This window comes from Methylibium sp. Root1272, assembly GCF_001425905.1.
Classification (GTDB): Bacteria; Pseudomonadota; Gammaproteobacteria; order Burkholderiales; family Burkholderiaceae_C; genus Methylibium.
Genome location: NZ_LMDY01000008.1, coordinates 1 through 17,019 on the forward strand (window position 1 = coordinate 1; position 17,019 = coordinate 17,019).

Here is a 17,019-nt window from a genome sequence, read left to right on the forward strand (position 1 = left end):
TCCACGAGCCCGAGTCGGCGTAGTCGTAGAACATCCTCGGCACCCGGCGCTGGGCCAGAACCCTCAGGTCTTCGATGCAGGTGATCACGGGCATGGGCGCGGCGTTGCGGTGGAGGGGGGCTTGCGCCGGCAGCGGGCCGAGCGCGGCCTGGCGCTGGCGAGGGACGCGCCGGCACCGGGCAGGTGTGTGGGGAAAAAGGCCCGCCCCGCGGGGCGGAGCGGGCTCAAGCGTCGCTGCGAGGCGACACGATGACGAAACTGACTCAGCCGTGCTGGATGTAGACCACGTGCGTCTCGGTGAACTCGTACAGGCCGTGCTTGCCATCGGCTCCGCCGATGCCCGACTTCTTGCGGCCGGCGTGGAAGCCCTGCATCGCCTCGAAGTGCTCGCGGTTCACATAGGTCTCGCCGAACTGCAGGTCGCGCACCGCGCGCATCGCCGAGTTCAGGTCCTTGGTGAAGATCGACGAGGTCAGGCCGTACTCGGAATCGTTGGCCAGCGCCACGGCCTCGTCGAGTTCGTCCACCACCTGGATCGGCAGCACCGGCCCGAAGATCTCCTTGCGCATGATCTCCATGTCGGCGCTGCAGTTCGCGATGACGGTGGGCTCGTAGTGGAAGCCCTTGTCGCGGTTGGCCTTGCGGCCGCCCTGCACGATGCTGGCGCCGGCCGCGCGGGCGCGGTCCACCATGCCCGCCACCTTGTCGAGGCCGGCCTGGCTGACCAGCGGACCCATCGCCACGTCGGGCTGGGCCAGCGGGTCGCCGTACAGCGTGCCGGCCATGCGTGCGGCGATCTTGCTGGTGAACTCGTCGGCCACCTTGCGCTGCACGTACACGCGCTCGGCGCAGTTGCACACCTGTCCGGTGTTGATGACGCGCGAGTCGTAGATGGCCTTCACGGCCAGGTCGAGATCGGCGTCGGCCAGCACGATGGCCGGTGCCTTGCCGCCGAGCTCGAGGTTCACGCGCGTCAGGTTCTTCGACGCCGCGGTCATGATGCGCGTGCCGGTCTCCACGCTGCCGGTGAACGACACGATGCCCACGTCACGGTGCGAGGTGAGTTGCGAGCCCGCACCGGCGCCGGTACCGCCGACCAGGTTGAACACGCCGCGCGGCAGGTCGGTCTGCGACGCCAGGCGTGCGAACTCGAAGGCGTTGATCGGCGTGATCTCGCTCGGCTTGATCACGATGGTGTTGCCGGTGATCAGCGCCGGGGCCAGCTTGCGCGCGATCAGGAAGAACGGGAAGTTCCACGGCAGGATGCCGGCGGCCACGCCGATCGGCTTGCGCATCAGGAAGATGCTCTCGCCGACGCGGTCGCTGGTCAGCACTTCGCCCTCGAGGCGGCGCGCCCACTCGGCCATGTAGTCCATGTAGTCGGCGGTGAAGTTCACCTCCACGCGTGCCAGCCCCAGCACCTTGCCCTGCTCGGCCGTGATGGTGTGGGCCAGCTCCTCGACGTTCTCGCGCAGCCTGGCGGCGATGGCACGCAGGTGCTGGGCGCGCTGGATCGCGGGCAGCTTCGCCCACGCCGGCTGCGCCGTGCGCGCAGCCTGCACGGCCAGGTCGACCACGTCGTTCGGGGCATCGGGCACGCGAGCGAGCAACTCGTGGGTGGCCGGGTTGTGCACGTCGATCAGGGCACCCGAGCGGTTGGCCAGGAACTCGCCGTCGATGTAGTTTCTGTATTCGGTGACCATGGTGGTCTTCTCCTTCTGGGGTGGGGGATGAGCGCTGACGGGGGAACGGGGGGAAAGAAAACTCACATCGCGGGCCGCGCGAAGCGCTTGCCCATCAGCTCGGACGCGAAGCCGAAGGCCACGCCGGCGAGCCAGGTGATCGAGACGAGCAGGATGGTTTCGTCGGCCTTGCCGCCGGCGCCGAAGAAGGACGCGGCACCCAGGAAGGCGGCCGGCGTGTAGGCCAGCGCCGGGATGTCGGCCATCGCCACCAGCACGAAGGCCAGCACCGCGACCAGGCCGATCATCCAGGGCAGCCCGCCGCCGAGCGCGGTGACAGCCGCCATCGTGCCGGCCGTCAGCAGGATCGCGGCAATGCCGCCGGCTACCGACTTCCAGGCGCCCTGCGTGCCGCCGCCGGCAGCGAAGAACGCCGCCCAGGCGACGAAGCCGATCCACGGGTTGAAGCGCAGCTCGGGCCGACCGATGCTGAGGTAGACCCACAGGCCCACGAGGGCGGCGATGCTGAGGGCGAGTGCGTGCAGCAGTTTCATGATGTCTTGTCTCCTTGCGTGTTTTTTGGGGACGAGTCGCCCCAGCGGCAGCGGACGACGAAGTCCGCTGCCGGCCGGGATCGAACGGGGAGGGCTTACTTGGGCAGCTTGAAGACCAGCACCGTGCCGCCCTGCGGCACGTAGGTCTTGTGCTTGAGCACCGCGTTGAACGCACCTTGCATGCGCTCCGCGTCGACGCCCCAACCCGACTGCACGGCGATGTACTGCTCGCCGTCGACCTCGAAGGACGAGGGCACGCCGGTCACGCCGGAGCTGGCCGGGTACTCCCACAGCATCTTGCCGGTGGTGGCGTTGAAGGCGCGGAACATGCGGTCGTTGGTGCCGCCGCCGAACACCAGGTTGCCGCCGGTGGCCATCAACGGGCCCCAGTTCATCTCGGGGTAGGTGTGGGTCCAGACCTTCTTCTTGTCGGTCAGGCTCCAGGCCTGCACCTCGCCGACGTGGGTCTTCGAGGCCTCGGTCATCCGCACGTTGGTGAGGATGTTGTCCAGCGCCACGCCGATGTAGAGGTCACCCTTCTTGTAGGTCACCGCCTCGCCGGTCAGCTCCGAGCACAGGTTGTTGTTGGCCGGCACGTAGAACATCTTGGTCTTCGGGCTGTAGGCCTCGGGGAACCAGTCCTTGCCGCCCCACATCGACGGGCAGAAGTTCACCGTCTTGCCGGTCGCCGGGCGCTTGCTGTCGTCGTAGGTCGGACGGCCGGTCTTCGGGTCGATGGAGGTGAAGACGTTCTGCTTCACGTAGGGCCAGGCGTCGACGAACTTGATCGGCCCGCTGGTGCGTTCGAGCTGCCACAGGTAGCCGTTGCGGCCGGCGTGCACCAGCGACTTCACCTTCTTGCCGTTGCGCTCCACGTCGATCAGCACCGGGGCCGACACCTCGTCCCAGTCCCAGGTGTCGTTCCAGTGGTACTGGTGGTAGCCCTTGAGCTTGCCGGTGTCGATGTCGAGCGCCAGCGTCGACGAGCTGTACAGGTTGTCGCCCGGGCGCGTGTCGCCCATCCACGGCGCGGCGTTGCCGGTGCCCCAGTAGGACAGCTTGGTCTCGGGGTCGTAGGTGCCGGTGATCCACACCGAGGCGCCGCCCTTCTTGTAGGTCTCGCCCGGCCAGCTGTCGCCGCCCGGCTCGCCCGGCGCGGCCGTGGTGTAGGTGCGCCAGACTTCCTTGCCGCTGTCGGCGTCGAGCGCGATCACGTAGCCGCGCACGCCGTACTCGCCGCCGGACACGCCCACCACCACCTTGCCGTTGGCCACCAGCGGCGCCAGCGTCGAGTAGTAGCCGGCCTTCCAGTCGCCGGTCGCGCTCTTCCACAGTTCCTTGCCGGTCACCGGGTCGAGCGCGACGACCATCGCGTCGGTGGTCGCGAGGTAGAGCTTGTCCTTGTAGAGCGCCACGCCGCGGTTCGTCGGGTGCAGCTGCTGCAGTTCCTCGGGGATCTGCTTCTTGTAGCGCCACAGTTCCTTGCCGGTCTTGGCCTCGAACGCGATGACCTGGTTGTTCGGCGTCGTCACGTACATGTAGCCGTTGTTGACGATCGGCGGCGCCTGGTGGCCTTCGGTCATGCCGGTCACGTAGGACCATGCGAGCGTCAGCTTCGACACGTTCTTGTCGTTGATCTTCTCCAGCGGGCTGTAGCCCCAGCCCGCGTAGTTGGCGCGGTACATCAGCCAGTTCGACGGTTCGGGGTTCGCGAGCCGCGCGTCGCTCACCGGCGAGTAGGCCGGCAGGTCGGCCAGTGCGGCCAGCGGTGCCAGGGCCAGGCAGGCCGCGATGTGCGTCAGTTTGAGTTTCATGGGTTTGTCTCCTCGGTTGGTTCTTCTTGCGGTGGGGAATCGGGGCGTGCCGGCCGTTGCCGCGGCCGGCGACGCCGTGGCGGGGTGGATCAGGTCTTCTTCACGCCCGGGCTGGCGCTGAAGGGGCCGTTCACGGCGAGCTCGCCGCGCTCGAGCGCGATCGGCAGGTGCGGCAGGCTGCGCGGCGCGGGCCCGGCCAGCACCTGTCCGGACTGGCAGGGATCGAAGCGCGAGAAGTGGCAGAAGCACAGCAGCGACTTGCTCTCGGGCACCCACTCGCTGACGTCGCAGCCCTGGTGCGTGCACACCGCCGAGAACGCCAGCACGCCGTCGGCCGAGCGTGCGCGCGTGGCCTCGTCCAGCGAGCCGGGGTCCAGGCGGATCAACAGCACCTTGTTCAGGCGCGAGCCGTCGCGCACCAGCTTCTTGTCGGTGTCGTAGGGGAACGCGAACACCGGCTTCTCGCCGAGCTTCACGTCGGCGGCGGCCAGCAGCTTGGGCGTGCCGTCGGCTCCGACGACGACCAGCCGGTCGCCCTTGGTCGGGCGTTGTTCGGCAGGTTCGTCGGCCAGTGCGCGGTTCAGTCCGGCGGCGTCGAGGCCGAAGCCGATGCAGGCACAGGCACCGAGCTTCAGGGCTTCGCGGCGGCCCGCGCAGGCGGGGGTCTGGGGCGCGTTCGTCGCGCTCGGGGTCGTTGTCTCGTTGTCGTTCATGGCAGCGTCATCGGGGTTCGGTGGCGGGGCCTTTTTGCAAACCACATGCCACCGCCGGCGAGCCCGATGCGCTGTCTCTGCGGCCATCGATTTGTCCATGCGAATCAAGCACTTGCGCTGTCGCATCCGGGTAAATGCGAGTGATGCGGCGGGCGCCGACAGGTGTGGCGCGCGAGGCCACAGGTGAGGCCTTCGGTGTGGCGTTGCGGCGCGCTCGGCCGTCGAACGGCCCGTGCAACGCAGCGCCGATGCCACCGATGCCCCCAACCGGCTTGCGGGCCGATCCCGACACACGACAACGCGCGCTTCGCTTAGAGTCCCGCTCGCGCAGCCGGACGCAGACGCCGGCATCGGGAGCCGCGAGCTCCTCGCACTGCAAGGCCACCCGGACCGCCGCCGTGCCGACCTCCAAGGAGCAGCCACTTGATCCTGTCCCACCAACACGTCGACGAGATCCGCCGCATCGCGTCGGGCCACGCGCCCGAGGCCGGCACGCCCGACAGCCTGATCCACCGCTCCTGGCACCGCTGCGTCAACACGCACGGCCTCGACCCCGCGCAATCCTTCGGCCCGCGCGTCGAGAGCTCGACGCGGCTGCGCGAGTCGCGCGAGCGCATCGAGGAGTACCTGCAGGTCGCGCGCGGCGGCATGGAGCAGCTCTTCAAGCGCGTGTCCGACCTCGGCTACGTGCTGCTGCTGACCGACGCCGACGGCGTGACGGTCGACTACATCGGCAACGACTCCTGGGGCAAGGACGCGCAGCGCGCCGGCCTCTACCTCGGCGCCAACTGGAAGGAAGAGATCGCCGGCACCAACGGCATCGGCACCTGCATCTACGAGCAGGCCTCGCTCACCTGCCACCGCGACGACCACTTCTACACCGGCAACGTCGGCCTGAGCTGCAACACCGCGCCGCTGTTCCATCCCGACGGCAAGCTGATGGGCGTGCTCGACGTGTCGGCGCTGGCCATGCCCAACGCGCGCGAGAGCCAGCACCTCGCGCTGCACCTCACCACGCTGTACGGCCAGATGATCGAGGACGCCAACTTCGTGCGCCACTTCCGCGATCACTGGATCCTGCGGCTGGCCACCAGCTGGGCGCTGGTCGACGTGCTGGGCGACATGATGCTGGCCTTCGACAGCGACGGCGTGCTGGCCGGTGCCAGCACCGGCGCGCGCAAGTGGCTGCGCGGCCTGGCGCTGCAGAGCGGCGGCGACGAAGCCATCGAGGGCCGCCACCTGACCGACGTGTTCCGCTGCTCGATGGACGACATCTGGCGCCTCTCGCGCTCGTCCAACGTGATGGACCGCGCTCTGCTCTCGGCCTTCGATCACCAGAGCTACTTCGGCAGCGTGGTCGCGCCGCGCATGCGCAGCCTGTCCGGCGCGCCGGGCCACCGCGACGTGACCGACGTGGTGTCCGCGCTCGCGCCGGCCAGCCCCGCGCTCGAGCGCCTGGCCGGCGACGACAAGCAGATGCGCGCGCTGCAGGACCAGGCGCGCCGCCTGGCCAACAAGCGCATCAACATCCTGATCCAGGGCGAGACCGGCACCGGCAAGGAAGTGTTCGCGAAGGCGCTGCACGAGTCGAGCACGCGCCACGACAAGCCCTTCGTCGCCGTCAACTGCGCGTCGATCCCCGAGTCGCTGATCGAGAGCGAACTGTTCGGCTACACCGCCGGCACCTTCACCGGCGCGCGCAACCGCGGCATGAAGGGCCTGATCCTGCAGGCCCATGGCGGCACGCTGTTCCTCGACGAGATCGGCGACATGCCGCTGCACCTGCAGACCCGCCTGCTGCGCGTGCTGTCCGAGCACGAGGTGCTGCCGCTCGGCGCCGACCGGCCGATCCGCGTGGAGCTCACCGTCATCGCCGCGTCGCACCGCGACCTGCGCCAGCTCATCGCCGCCGGCAGCTTCCGCGAGGACCTGTACTACCGGCTGTGCGGCGCCACGCTGCCGCTGCCGGCACTGCGCGACCGCCGCGACCTCGGCTACCTGATCGATCTGATCCTGCGCGAGGAGGCCGAGCAGCTCGACACCCGCGCCTACATCGCCGACGAGGCGCTGGAGCTGCTGGAGCGCTACGAATGGCCGGGCAACGTGCGGCAACTGCGCAACGTGCTGCGCTTCGGGCTCGCGCTGTCGGACGGCGAGGGCATCTACCCCGAGCACCTGCCGCCCGAGGTGACCGCGTTGCCGGTGGCGACGATGGTGGTGCAGCAGACCGCCACCGCCGCGACGCTGGCGCTGCCCGCACCGCCATCCGCCCCCCCGCGCGCGCTGGCGCGCCCGCCCGAGGCCGAGCGCCTGCTCGCGTCGCTTCAGGAGCACCGCTGGAACATCACCGCGGTGGCCGCGCAGGCGGGCCAGAACCGCACCACCATCTACCGGCAGATGAAGCGCTTCGGCATCGTCTCGCCGACCCAGCTGCCGCCGGACAGCGACCGATAGAGAGCTGGCTAGAATCGGCGCTCGAACCCGTCATCGGGGAGTAGCCGCCCTGCATCTGTTGCAGGGGCTCGCGTCAACACACTTGGCCCGCAGGCCATGGCGCGAGCAGCTTCCACAGCCTGGCCAGACCTTTGACCGCACAGCCTCCGCGTGGCCGGAGAGGCCGTGTGGTCATTGCGTCATCCGGCCCAGGACCTCTCGCCCGCATGGAAGCCTTCCTCGTCTCGACCGGCATCGTCGCCCTCGGTGAAATGGGAGACAAGACGCAGCTCCTCGCACTGCTGCTCGCCGCCCGCTTCCGCCGCCCGCTGCCCATCATCCTGGGCATCCTGGTCGCCACGCTCGTCAACCACGCCTGTGCCGCCGCCGTGGGCGACTGGATCGCCCGCGCGATGGGCCCCGACCTGCTGCGCTGGGTGATCGGCGGCTCCTTCCTCGCCATGGCCGCGTGGATGCTGGTGCCCGACCGGCTGGACGACGAGGCAGAGGGCACCGGCCGCCTGCGCCTGGGCGTGTTCGGCACCACCGTGGTCGCCTTCTTCCTCGCCGAGATGGGCGACAAGACGCAGATCGCCACCGTGGCGCTGGCCGCGCGCTACACCGAGCTGTGGGCGGTGGTGAGCGGCACCACGCTGGGCATGATGCTGGCCAACGTGCCGGCGGTGCTGCTGGGCGACGGCGTGGCGAAGCGCGTGTCCATGAAGCTGGTGCACGGCGTCGCCGCGCTGCTGTTCGCGGTGCTGGGTGTGTTGACGCTGCTCAACGTGGGCCAGTTGCTGTGAAGTTGCTGGCCCGACGGCTCGCTGGCCGACCTGCTCACCGATCCGTCAGAGCGAACGCCCCTTTGACTCGAGCACGTCGAGCATCCTGCGATCGCCCGTCCGTCGTGCCTCGTCGAGCGCCGTGCTGCCTTGATATCGAACCTTGGTGTAGTCGACGCCGACGCTCTGCAGCATGCGGATCCCTTCGATGTCGGCCGTCATGACGGGCACCAGCGCCACAGGGATGTCGCCCTCTCCGATGGCGGTGTCGGTGCGTGCACCCAGCTTGATGAGTCGGCGCGCGGTCTCGTGCTCACCGTTCTTCAATGCGTAGGCCAGGGCGTTGAGCTTGTAGTTGTCCTTCTGGTCGATCGTCTCGCCGGCCGACATCAGCTGCTTCGCGACGCTCGCTGTGCGTTCGCTCCCGGCGAGCAGGTAGAAGACATTGGGCCCCGCAGGCAGAAAGACGCGCGCCTGATGCAGCGACTCCGAGCGTTGCGGGTCCGTCGAGCCGGCCCAGGCAGCGTAGTGCGCCAACCCCAGCGTTGCGCGAGCGGCCGAATCCTGGCATTGACCATCGACGGCTTCGCGCGCCAGCTTGACGGCGGTGTCCGCGTCACCTCGCTGTTGAAGCACGAAGCGCGCGTAGTCGGCGCTGAAGCAGCTCCCGGGGCCGAACTCCGTCGCGCGCTTCTTGTAGAGCTCTTCCATGCCCTGGATGTCGTTCCGCGGCTGCAGCAGGGCGAGCAGTTTTCCGTAGGCGTCCAGCCGTGCCCGGTCATTCGCAGCGTCGCTGCGCGGACGCGCCAAGCCCTCCCGGTATTTTTGTATGGCGGGCTCGATCTTTCCTTGCATCGCCAGCATCTCGCCCCAGTTCGACCAGACCCACAGGTTGGTCGCCCCGGCGCCTGCCGCTTCGGCGGTCAGCTTCTCGGCGAGCGGGTAGCGGCGCTGGTGCGCGTAGACATACCCGAGCAGGATCTTCGCGTTGACGCTGTCGCCTTGAATCTGGAGGGCGGAGTCCAGGAGCCTTTCCGCCTGGTACAGGCCTTCGGGGCCCCAGTTCGTCTTCATGGCGACGCGCGCCAGCTCGATATAGGCCGGAACATATCGCGCATCCTTGCTGATCAGCCGCTCCAGCAAGCCCTTGGCTTCCTGCAGCGATGACCCGCTGCCATGGTCGATCTGCGCGATGGCGCGCTTCAGGAGCGCGTCGGGGCCCTTCTCCGCCAGCTCGCGTTCGGCCATCCAGACCGAGATCTCGGGCCAGAAGATCTCTTGCTTCGAATGCTCCGTGGCGATCGTCTGGCGACCGATGCGCATGTTGGCGCTGAGCGACTTCGTGGTCACGGCCGCTGCAGAGTGCGGAGGCCGATTGATTTCGATGCTGGCTCGATGCGTCCCGCGTGCGATGCGGCCATTCCCGACCAACTGCTGAGCAACGGGAGACTCGTCCGACCCCCCTTCGCCAGAGAAGACTTCCACGTTGACGTGGGCTCCCGAAGGCTCGCCGGTGTAGAAATAATCGAATGTGGCCATCCAGCGCCCCTTCGGATCCCGTTCGACCTTGAGGCCGGAGACGGAGTTCTGACCCGGCAACACCGCCGGTTGATCCGCGGCCGCAGACCGCCCTGCGGGCGGAGCACCGATGGTCTGATCCATCCATTCCGATCGCGTGACGAATCCAAGCAGCAGTACCAGCAAGATCCCCATGAGGACGATGGGGCGCTTTGATTGCATAGAGGCTCCTCCGGGTGGCCCAGGTCAGTGTGCTGGCGCAGTCAGGAACCGGCCGGTGAAGATCGTACCGAGGGCCATGGCGCGAATTGGCAGCCGAGCGCCGACGCGCACGATGAATGTCGCGAATGTGTGCAGTGATGCGCCCCCGCGTGGGCCCGTACACTCCGAACAGGGTGTCGGACCGCGCGCGGTGCGGCAGGTTCATGCGAAGGTCGGGCCGCCTCGCGGATGCTTCATGACTGCCTGCTGCCCATGACCGACCCCACGATCGACTGGATCGCCGCCGCCGTCTTCGGCGTGGCCCTCGTCCACACCTTCGCTGCCAAGCAGCTCGAACGCCTCTCGCACCGCTACCCGCGCCACGCCGGCCTGTTCCACCTGCTGGGCGAGGTGGAGGTGGTGTTCGGCTTCTGGGCCATCGTGCTGGTGCTGCTGATGGCCCTGCTGGCCGGCGGAGGCCCGGCGCTCGATTACGCCGAATCGCGCAACTACACCGAGCCGCTGTTCGTCTTCGTCGTCATGGTGGTGGCGGCCTCGCGGCCGGTGCTGCAGACCGTGATGCGCGCCACTGCCGCCCTGGCCCGGCTGTCGCCTCTGCCCACGCCGCTGGCGTCGGCCTGGCTGGGCCTGGCCGCGGTGCCCCTGCTCGGCTCGCTGGTCACCGAACCTGCCGCGATGACCATCGCGGCCCTGATGCTGGCGCCGCTGGTGTTCAAGCCGGGCGTGCCCGAGCGAGCGAAATACCTGGCGCTGGGCGTGCTGTTCGTCAACGTGTCGATCGGCGGCACGCTCACGTCCTACGCTGCACCGCCGGTGCTGATGGTGGCCACCACCTGGCAATGGGACAGCGCCTTCATGCTGGCGAACTTCGGCTGGAAGGCGGCGCTCGCGGTGGTGATCAACGCGACGGCCGCCACCTTCGTGCTGCGCCGTCACCTCGTCGCCGAGCCCGGCACGACCACCGCGGCCAGCGCGCGGCCAGTCCCGCTGGCGGTCGTCGCGGTGCACCTGGCGCTGCTGGCCGGCGTGGTGGTGCTGGCCCATCACCCGGTGGCCTTCCTGGCGCTCTTCCTGCTGTTCCTGGGTTTCACGCAGGCCTACGAACGCCACCAGGACCCGCTGATCCTCAAGGAGGCGCTACTGGTGGGCTTCTTCCTGGCGGGGCTGGTGGTGCTGGGCGGCCTGCAGCGCTGGTGGCTGCAGCCCATCGTGGCGGGCCTGGAGCCGCTGGCCCTGTTCTTCGGCGCGCTGGCGCTCACCGCTGTGACCGACAACGCGGCGCTCACCTACCTGGGCTCGCTCATCTCCGGCATTCCCGATGCGTCGAAGTACATGCTGGTGGCCGGTGCGGTGGCGGGCGGCGGCCTGACCGTCATCGCCAACGCGCCCAACCCGGCCGGCGTGGCGCTGCTGAAGCGCGGCTTCGAGGACGAGTCGATCGGCGCCGGCGGCCTGCTGCTGGGCGCGCTGGGCCCGACCGTGGTGGCCGCCGCCGCCTTCCTGCTGCTCTGACCCGCCTCTTGCCCCCTCTCCCGCAAGCGGGAGAGGGCCGGGGTGAGGGCCGGTCCGCGGCGAGCCGCTACCCCCTCACCCGCCTCAACGGCCCCCGCATCTGCTCCCCCAGCCGCTGCACCAGCGCCGCGTCGGTGGCCGGCGAGCCCGCGAGGATGATGGTCACCGCCGGCAGCGCCGGAAAGCCCTGCTGCGGCGTGAGCACCACCGCGTCGGGCGGCACGCAGCTCTCGGCCACCACCGACACCGCGAAGCCGGTGCGCACCGCCGCCTGGATGGCCGCCATGCTGCGGCTGGTGCAGACGATGCGGTGCTCGCGCCGCCGCTTGCGCAGCTGCGCCAGCGCCCACTTGCGGAAGATGCAGCCGTCGGGAAACAGCGCCAGCGGCAGGCAGTCGAGCCGGGCCACGTCGTGCTGGGCCGAGGCCGTCCACACCACGCGCTCGGTGCGCAGCACCAGGCCTTCCTGGGTGTCGGTCTCGGCCGACAGGATGGCCAGGTCGAGCTGGCCGTCGGCCAGCAGCGGCCGCAGCTCGGCGCTGGGCGCGCACTGCACCTCCACGTGCGCCAGCGGCGCCAGCCGCGCCAGCGCGGCCAGCAGCGGCGCCATCAGCACCGGGATGTAGTCGTCGGGCAGGCCCACGCGCAGCGTGCCGCCGAACTCGGGGGCCCGAAAGTGCGCCAGCGCCTCGCTCTGCAGCGCCAGCATGCGCCGCGCATAGCGCACGAGCTCGGTGCCGTCGTGGGTGAGCACCAGGCGCCGGCCCTCGCGCTGCAGCAATGCGCGCTCCAGCGAAGCCGCCAGCTTGGCCAGGTGCACGCTCACCGCGGAGGGCGTCTTGTGCACCAGGTGGGCCGCGCCCTTGCAGCTGCCGGCGTCGGCGAAGGCCACCAGGGTGCGCAGCTGCTCGATGTCGAGGACCATGATGGGTCAACAGTTTACGAAACGTGAACTGTCACGCCACGAAGTTTCGGTTTTCACGAGGTCTCGTTCGGCCTAGAGTGGGCCGGTTCCCAGCCTCCCGGAAGCCCCTGCGATGTCTCTCCTGCAACTCCGCAAGCTGGTGGTCCAGCTCGAGGAAACCCACACCGAGATGGGCCGCGACGTGAACCCGCCCTCGCGCAAGGTCACCGTGGCCGCGGTCATCAAGAACCCGTATGCCGGCCGCTACGTGGAAGACCTGGCGCCGCTGTACGACCTGGGAGCCGAGGTGGGCGACCTGATCGCTCGGCGCGGCGTGCAGGTGCTGGGCGTGGCGCCCGACGAGGTGCAGGCCTACGGCAAGGGCGCCATCGTGGGCCTGGACGGCGAGATCGAGCATGCGGCGGCGATCCTGCACCCGAAGTTCGGGGCGCCGGTGCGCAAGGCCGTGCACAAGGGCGACGACATCATTCCCGGGACCAAGAAGATGGGCGGGCCGGGCGCGCTGATCGTGATGCCGGTGACCAACAAGAACAGCATCTGGAACTTCGACGACATGGACGGTGCGGAGATCGCGATCGCCGACGCACCGCGCCCGGACGAGATGCTGATCGCGCTGGTGCTNCCGACGCGGTGATGCTCAGCGCCGAGACCGCGGCCGGCAAATACCCGGTCGAGACCATCGTGATGCCGGTGACGAACAAGAACAGCATCTGGAACTTCGACGACATGGACGGTGCGGAGATCGCGATCGCCGACGCACCGCGCCCGGACGAGATGCTGATCGCGCTGGTGCTGGCGATCGGCGGGCGGCCGCTGCACCGGGTGAGGAAGCCCGCATGAAGACGACGAAGGAGCCCACCATGTTCTTCAAGGCCATCATCCTCCTCAAGCGGCGCGACGACATGAGCGCGCAGGACTTCGCCTCCTGGTGGCTGGGCCAGCACGCCACCCTGGCGCGCCAGCTGCCCGGCCTGCGCGGCCTGCGCTTCAACCTCGTCACGGCCGACGGCGAGGGCGCCATCGACGGCGTGTCCGAGCTGTGGTTCGACAGCCAGGAGGCCTTCGAAGCCGCCTACGACACCAAGCAGGGCCGCGCCGTGGCGGCCGACTCGATGGCGCACCTGTCGCGCCGCGAGCGCCTGTTCGTGGACGAGCACACGCTGGTGGACACCGGCGTTTAAAGCACCAACCAACCAACCAACGGAGACACCCCCATGGGCGACAGCCTCAACGCCAGCCTGCTGCAGCGCGACCACCGCCACCTGGTGCATTCGCTGCACAACGAGGCCGCCCACCTGGCCGGCAACGTGTGGGTGAAGGGCGAGGGCACCACGCTGACCGACGCTGACGGCAAGCGCTACATCGACGCCATGTCGGGCCTGTGGAACGTGACCCTGGGCTACGGCCGCCGCGAGCTGGTGGACGCCGCCGCCGCGCAGATGGGCGAGCTGGCCTATGCCTCCGGCTACGCCGGCAGCACCAACCTGCGGGCGATGGAGCTGGCCGAGAAGCTGGCGGCCGACCGCGTGTACCCCAACATGCACCGCTTCTTCTTCACCTCAGGGGGCGGCGAGTCGACCGACAGCACCATCAAGACCGCGCGCTACTACTGGAAGGCGCAGGGCAAGCCCGGCAAGGTCAAGACCATCAGCGTGCTGGGCGGCTACCACGGCGTGACGCTGGCCGCCATGTGCGCCACCGGCATGCCGGCCTACTGGCCGGCCTTCGAGCCGCGCATGCCGGGCTTCGTGCACATACCGAACCACGACGCCTACCGCTACACCGTGCCGCCCGGTGGCGACCCGGCCACCGCCGCGGCCGACGAACTGGAGCGCGCCATCCTGGCCGAGGGCCCCGACACGGTGGCCCTGTTCATCGCCGAGCCGGTGATGGGCGGCGGCGCCTACGTGCCGCCGGCGGGCTACTTCCGCCGCATCCGCGAGATCTGCGACCGCTACGACGTGCTGTTCGCCACCGACGAGGTCATCACCGGCTTCGGCCGCACCGGCAGGCTGTTTGCGCTGGGCCACTGGGGCAGCGACGTGCAGCCCGACCTGGTGCAGTTTGCCAAGGGCATCACCAGCGGCTACGTGCCGATGGGCGGCGTGGGCCTGTCCGACAAGGTGGCCGCCGTGTTCGACCGCCCGGGCGCCGACACCTGGATGCACTGCTACACCTACAGCGGCCACCCGGTGGCCTGCGCGGTGGCGCTGGCCACGCTGGACGTCATCGAACGCGAAGGCCTGCTGGCGCGCGCGCAGGTGCTGGGCGACCGCCTGCTGCGCGGCCTGCGCGGCGCGCTGGGCGACCACCCGAACGTGGGCGACATCCGCGGCCTGGGCCTCATTGCCGCGGTGGAACTGGTGGAAGACCGCTTCTCCAAGAAGCCGTTCGACCCCGCCCGCAAGATGGGCCCGCAGGTGCTGGCCCAGGTGCGCCAGCGCGGCGTGATCACGCGCGGCCGCGGCGACACCCTCTACCTGGGCCCGGCGCTGGTGAGCGACGAGGGCACGATCGACCGGATCGTGGAGGCGGTGGCGGAGGGGGTGAGAGCGGTGTTGCCTGCTGCTTGAACGCCCACGTCGCGCGCGGAGCGCGAGCGGGATCGAAACGCCTTCTTTCCACGGCGTCGGGTACTTGCCCGACGCCGTGGTCATTTAGGCCGCCTAAACGCCATCGCGCATCGGCCGGGAACGGGTCTTCTCCAGGGCGTAGCGCATGTCTTGGCACCGACGCAGGGGTTGCGTTAGATCAACAGCGCCAGTACGGTCATGCATGTCTAAATCTAGTTAGCCAGCATGAAAAGAACCGAAGCGAATCCACTTGTCCAGCGCAGGCGCTTTCTCGTGTGGGCGCTCGTTCTGTTCGTCGTTGTCGGCACACTGGCCAGTTACAAGCCAATATCGCACTTCGTCGCCGTCGACCGCTGCCTCGACAGCGGCGGTCGCTGGAACTACGAGGCCGAAGAATGCGAGCGTTGAGCGTCATGATGGCTAACACGTTGTTCCAGCCGACCGCCTTCGGCGTCGGCTGAACGCCAACGTTAGGCCTCATGCAAGCCACTCTCGTCAAGTTTGCCGGACTTGCCTTCATTGGCATGCTGACAGTCGTCCTTTCTCCCTTGCTTGCACTCCTGTACCTTGGCGGCTTCTTCAAGGCCGGAGTCCTCGGGTTGTGGTGGCACGTTCGTCACGGACGTCATGGTCGGCATTGGCTGGCCGTCTACTCAGACGGCACGAAGTGGAAGGCCCACTTTGCAAACGTCGTTGTCCCCATGCTTGGCGCATCGGCTCACGTGGTCAATGTTTCGGCACGCCCGTCATGGCCCAGGGCCAGGAGCCTCGAGCGCCAAGTTCACAGGTTCTGGGCAGGAAGAACGGAGCACACACCAGTGCTCATTCGCCCTCCAGGTCTCTTGCGTCGTGCACGAACGGTTCGCATGTACGAGCCATACATGCGATATGCAGTACACCACGACCCGTCTTCACTCGAGCAAGTGGTTGCGCAGGTCCAGGCGTTCACGAATGAGGCCTAACCCATCGCTCGAGGGGACTCGCTCCGGCATGGCACATGGCCCGCCTACCGATGTGGTACATCATCCGCCCGGCGGGCCAAGCGCCATGCCTGCGCTCGCCCCTCAGCTCAAACGTTAGCCTTATGCGCAGTCTCGTCTTCATGCTCGGCGCACTACTCATTGCAGCGTGCAACACCGGCGCCGGCGTACTGCCGAGTGGCCTAGGCCATTCCGCCAAGTCAGCATTGCCAAACTTGCTTGTCGGCATAGTCGCACTGCTGTCAGGCCCTTACGCGCGAGTCGTCGGCACGATAGTCGGCGTGGCCATGGCGTGCTGGTCACTCTTTCCATCGAAGCGACGGCTAACCAAACATTCCAGCCGACCGCCTTCGGCGGCGGCTGAACGTCGACGTTAGGCCGCCATGTCCGACGAAAAATGGTTTGCGTTCTTCGCCGCTTGCGCTCGGGTCCTGGGCCCGGGTTATAGCGTGCCCACTGAGCACGGCTCTTGGTGCGCATGGACCACCTTTCGTAGTCTTCAGAATCAAGTCCACTACTGGGCTGCGGGTCTACCCCTCGAATCGGAGCTCGGCCCTACTGCCACCACGGATGGCGGCACTTGGGGGCAACCGTTTCACTATCGCGAATTCGCGCACGTCATCATTCCTCGCGAGGTGTACTGGGAAGAAGGTTCTGCCTCTAGCTTCCGCAATGGCTCCAAGTTCCAAGACATCAACCGCTTGTCGAGCGAACTCACCGCCGCCGAGGTGCCCCATCGGCTCACGGAGTTGGTCGTTGAAGTCAAGCTCTACTAGCGGTCGGCCTAACCCGTCGTTGCACCCGACGTGCTACGGCGGGCTGCGCCAGCCGTAGCCCGCGGGTGAACTCCAACGTTAGGCCTCCCATGAAGCGCCCGGAATACCTGCTAAGTGTCACTACCGCCAAGAGCGGCGATGCGGTCACCATCCATGGCGATCGAGAGGGCCTTGAAGTCCTTCGAGATCGGCTGAACGAACTACTTGCCAAGCTGGGGCGCAATGAATGCGATCACGAGCACTTGCGCTCACCGGATTGGGCCGGTTTTGAACTCACTACCACTATGCTGGACGACGAGCGGAAGTCTGGTCACAGCGCGGTGCATCACCTGGAGCTTTTCGCCTGGTCGGCAGAGTGGAGGGCGAAGCATGGTTTGTAGTGCCGTCGGCCTAACCCATCGTTCCAGCGGACCGCCTACGGCGGCCGCTGAACTCAAACGTTAGGCAGATACCTATGCTGGTCGAGATTGACGCTTCATTGCTTACAGAAAGCTCCGCGGTTGGAAGGGTTTCCGGACCGTTGGAGTTCATGCAC

At 68.2% G+C, this 17,019-nt stretch carries 16 protein-coding genes and 1 riboswitch; of the genes, 10 read left to right on the forward strand and 6 right to left on the reverse strand.

What is annotated here, in order from left to right; genetic code table 11:
• Positions 1 to 263: 263 nt before the first annotated feature.
• The 4 genes from aldA to ASC67_RS05670 all read right to left on the reverse strand — a co-directional run bounded on the left by aldA (position 264) and on the right by ASC67_RS05670 (position 4,763).
• Complete coding sequence (aldA, locus tag ASC67_RS05655) at positions 264 to 1,703, reverse strand: aldehyde dehydrogenase (protein WP_056316285.1); 1,440 nt, start codon at positions 1,701 to 1,703, stop codon at positions 264 to 266.
• Positions 1,704 to 1,765: 62 nt separating this feature from the next.
• On the reverse strand, positions 1,766 to 2,236 hold the full coding sequence (locus ASC67_RS05660; protein ID WP_056316288.1) for a DUF1097 domain-containing protein: 471 nt from the start codon (positions 2,234 to 2,236) through the stop codon (positions 1,766 to 1,768).
• 95 nt (positions 2,237 to 2,331) lie between these two features.
• Positions 2,332 to 4,050, reverse strand: coding sequence for a methanol/ethanol family PQQ-dependent dehydrogenase (locus tag ASC67_RS05665; protein ID WP_056316291.1), 1,719 nt, complete (start codon positions 4,048 to 4,050; stop codon positions 2,332 to 2,334).
• Positions 4,051 to 4,139: 89 nt separating this feature from the next.
• Positions 4,140 to 4,763 carry a ubiquinol-cytochrome c reductase iron-sulfur subunit gene (locus ASC67_RS05670; RefSeq protein ID WP_082535850.1) on the reverse strand — a complete coding sequence of 208 codons (624 nt, stop codon included), beginning with the start codon at positions 4,761 to 4,763 and terminating at the stop codon, positions 4,140 to 4,142.
• Between the two features lie 423 nt (positions 4,764 to 5,186).
• Between ASC67_RS05670 and ASC67_RS05675 the strand changes: the two genes are divergently transcribed.
• Positions 5,187 to 7,217 (forward strand): sigma-54-dependent Fis family transcriptional regulator, encoded by a 2,031-nt coding sequence (locus ASC67_RS05675; RefSeq protein ID WP_156466673.1) that lies wholly within the window; start codon positions 5,187 to 5,189, stop codon positions 7,215 to 7,217.
• Positions 7,218 to 7,240: 23 nt separating this feature from the next.
• Positions 7,241 to 7,415: riboswitch (yybP-ykoY riboswitch) on the forward strand.
• Positions 7,416 to 7,423: 8 nt separating this feature from the next.
• Positions 7,424 to 7,999 (forward strand): TMEM165/GDT1 family protein, encoded by a 576-nt coding sequence (locus ASC67_RS05680; RefSeq protein WP_056316295.1) that lies wholly within the window; start codon positions 7,424 to 7,426, stop codon positions 7,997 to 7,999.
• Positions 8,000 to 8,044: 45 nt separating this feature from the next.
• Here the strand turns inward: ASC67_RS05680 and ASC67_RS05685 are convergent, their stop codons facing one another.
• Positions 8,045 to 9,691, reverse strand: a complete 1,647-nt coding sequence (locus ASC67_RS05685; RefSeq protein WP_235566232.1) for an ankyrin repeat domain-containing protein — start codon at positions 9,689 to 9,691, stop codon at positions 8,045 to 8,047.
• A 279-nt stretch (positions 9,692 to 9,970) separates the two neighbouring features.
• On the opposite strand from ASC67_RS05685, the gene ASC67_RS05690 reads away from it, so the two are divergent.
• On the forward strand, positions 9,971 to 11,230 hold the full coding sequence (locus ASC67_RS05690) for a putative Na+/H+ antiporter (protein WP_056316302.1): 1,260 nt from the start codon (positions 9,971 to 9,973) through the stop codon (positions 11,228 to 11,230).
• 67 nt (positions 11,231 to 11,297) lie between these two features.
• Here the strand turns inward: ASC67_RS05690 and ASC67_RS05695 are convergent, their stop codons facing one another.
• Entirely contained in the window at positions 11,298 to 12,155 is an 858-nt protein-coding gene (locus ASC67_RS05695; protein WP_056316305.1) for a LysR substrate-binding domain-containing protein, read from the reverse strand.
• A 112-nt stretch (positions 12,156 to 12,267) separates the two neighbouring features.
• On the opposite strand from ASC67_RS05695, the gene ASC67_RS21245 reads away from it, so the two are divergent.
• From ASC67_RS21245 to ASC67_RS20485, 7 genes are all read left to right on the forward strand, one after another.
• Positions 12,268 to 12,776, forward strand: a 509-nt coding sequence (locus ASC67_RS21245; protein ID WP_156466676.1) for an amino acid synthesis family protein, incomplete at its 3' end; no start/stop codon positions are given.
• A 12-nt stretch (positions 12,777 to 12,788) separates the two neighbouring features.
• Entirely contained in the window at positions 12,789 to 12,995 is a 207-nt protein-coding gene (locus tag ASC67_RS21250; protein ID WP_056316310.1) for an amino acid synthesis family protein, read from the forward strand.
• Positions 12,992 to 13,336, forward strand: coding sequence for an EthD family reductase (locus tag ASC67_RS05710; protein WP_200946820.1), 345 nt, complete (start codon positions 12,992 to 12,994; stop codon positions 13,334 to 13,336). Before ASC67_RS21250 ends, ASC67_RS05710 begins: the two co-directional genes overlap by 4 nt.
• Before the next feature lie 33 nt (positions 13,337 to 13,369).
• The gene (locus ASC67_RS05715) at positions 13,370 to 14,728 is read left to right on the forward strand and encodes an aspartate aminotransferase family protein (RefSeq protein WP_056316313.1); all 1,359 of its coding nucleotides are present in this window, start codon (positions 13,370 to 13,372) and stop codon (positions 14,726 to 14,728) included.
• A gap of 225 nt (positions 14,729 to 14,953) precedes the next feature.
• Entirely contained in the window at positions 14,954 to 15,136 is a 183-nt protein-coding gene (locus tag ASC67_RS20770; RefSeq protein WP_162245606.1) for a hypothetical protein, read from the forward strand.
• A gap of 955 nt (positions 15,137 to 16,091) precedes the next feature.
• Entirely contained in the window at positions 16,092 to 16,484 is a 393-nt protein-coding gene (locus ASC67_RS05720) for a hypothetical protein (protein ID WP_056316316.1), read from the forward strand.
• 89 nt (positions 16,485 to 16,573) lie between these two features.
• Positions 16,574 to 16,864, forward strand: a complete 291-nt coding sequence (locus ASC67_RS20485) for an Imm32 family immunity protein (RefSeq protein WP_156466675.1) — start codon at positions 16,574 to 16,576, stop codon at positions 16,862 to 16,864.
• The last annotated feature ends 155 nt before the right edge of the window (positions 16,865 to 17,019 follow it).

Excerpts from the sequence above, each read along its gene's own strand:
- ASC67_RS05690 (WP_056316302.1), top strand. The coding sequence starts at position 9,971 with ATGACCGACCCCACGATCGACTGGATCGCCGCCGCCGTCTTCGGCGTG.
- ASC67_RS05720 (WP_056316316.1), top strand. The coding sequence starts at position 16,092 with ATGTCCGACGAAAAATGGTTTGCGTTCTTCGCCGCTTGCGCTCGGGTC.
- ASC67_RS05665 (WP_056316291.1), bottom strand. The coding sequence starts at position 4,050 with ATGAAACTCAAACTGACGCACATCGCGGCCTGCCTGGCCCTGGCACCG.
- ASC67_RS20485 (WP_156466675.1), top strand. The coding sequence starts at position 16,574 with ATGAAGCGCCCGGAATACCTGCTAAGTGTCACTACCGCCAAGAGCGGC.
- ASC67_RS05670 (WP_082535850.1), bottom strand. The coding sequence starts at position 4,763 with ATGAACGACAACGAGACAACGACCCCGAGCGCGACGAACGCGCCCCAG.
- ASC67_RS05695 (WP_056316305.1), bottom strand. The coding sequence starts at position 12,155 with ATGGTCCTCGACATCGAGCAGCTGCGCACCCTGGTGGCCTTCGCCGAC.
- ASC67_RS20770 (WP_162245606.1), top strand. The coding sequence starts at position 14,954 with ATGAAAAGAACCGAAGCGAATCCACTTGTCCAGCGCAGGCGCTTTCTC.
- ASC67_RS21250 (WP_056316310.1), top strand. The coding sequence starts at position 12,789 with ATGCTCAGCGCCGAGACCGCGGCCGGCAAATACCCGGTCGAGACCATC.
- ASC67_RS05660 (WP_056316288.1), bottom strand. The coding sequence starts at position 2,236 with ATGAAACTGCTGCACGCACTCGCCCTCAGCATCGCCGCCCTCGTGGGC.
- ASC67_RS05710 (WP_200946820.1), top strand. The coding sequence starts at position 12,992 with ATGAAGACGACGAAGGAGCCCACCATGTTCTTCAAGGCCATCATCCTC.
- ASC67_RS05680 (WP_056316295.1), top strand. The coding sequence starts at position 7,424 with ATGGAAGCCTTCCTCGTCTCGACCGGCATCGTCGCCCTCGGTGAAATG.
- ASC67_RS05715 (WP_056316313.1), top strand. The coding sequence starts at position 13,370 with ATGGGCGACAGCCTCAACGCCAGCCTGCTGCAGCGCGACCACCGCCAC.
- ASC67_RS05685 (WP_235566232.1), bottom strand. The coding sequence starts at position 9,691 with ATGGGGATCTTGCTGGTACTGCTGCTTGGATTCGTCACGCGATCGGAA.
- aldA (WP_056316285.1), bottom strand. The coding sequence starts at position 1,703 with ATGGTCACCGAATACAGAAACTACATCGACGGCGAGTTCCTGGCCAAC.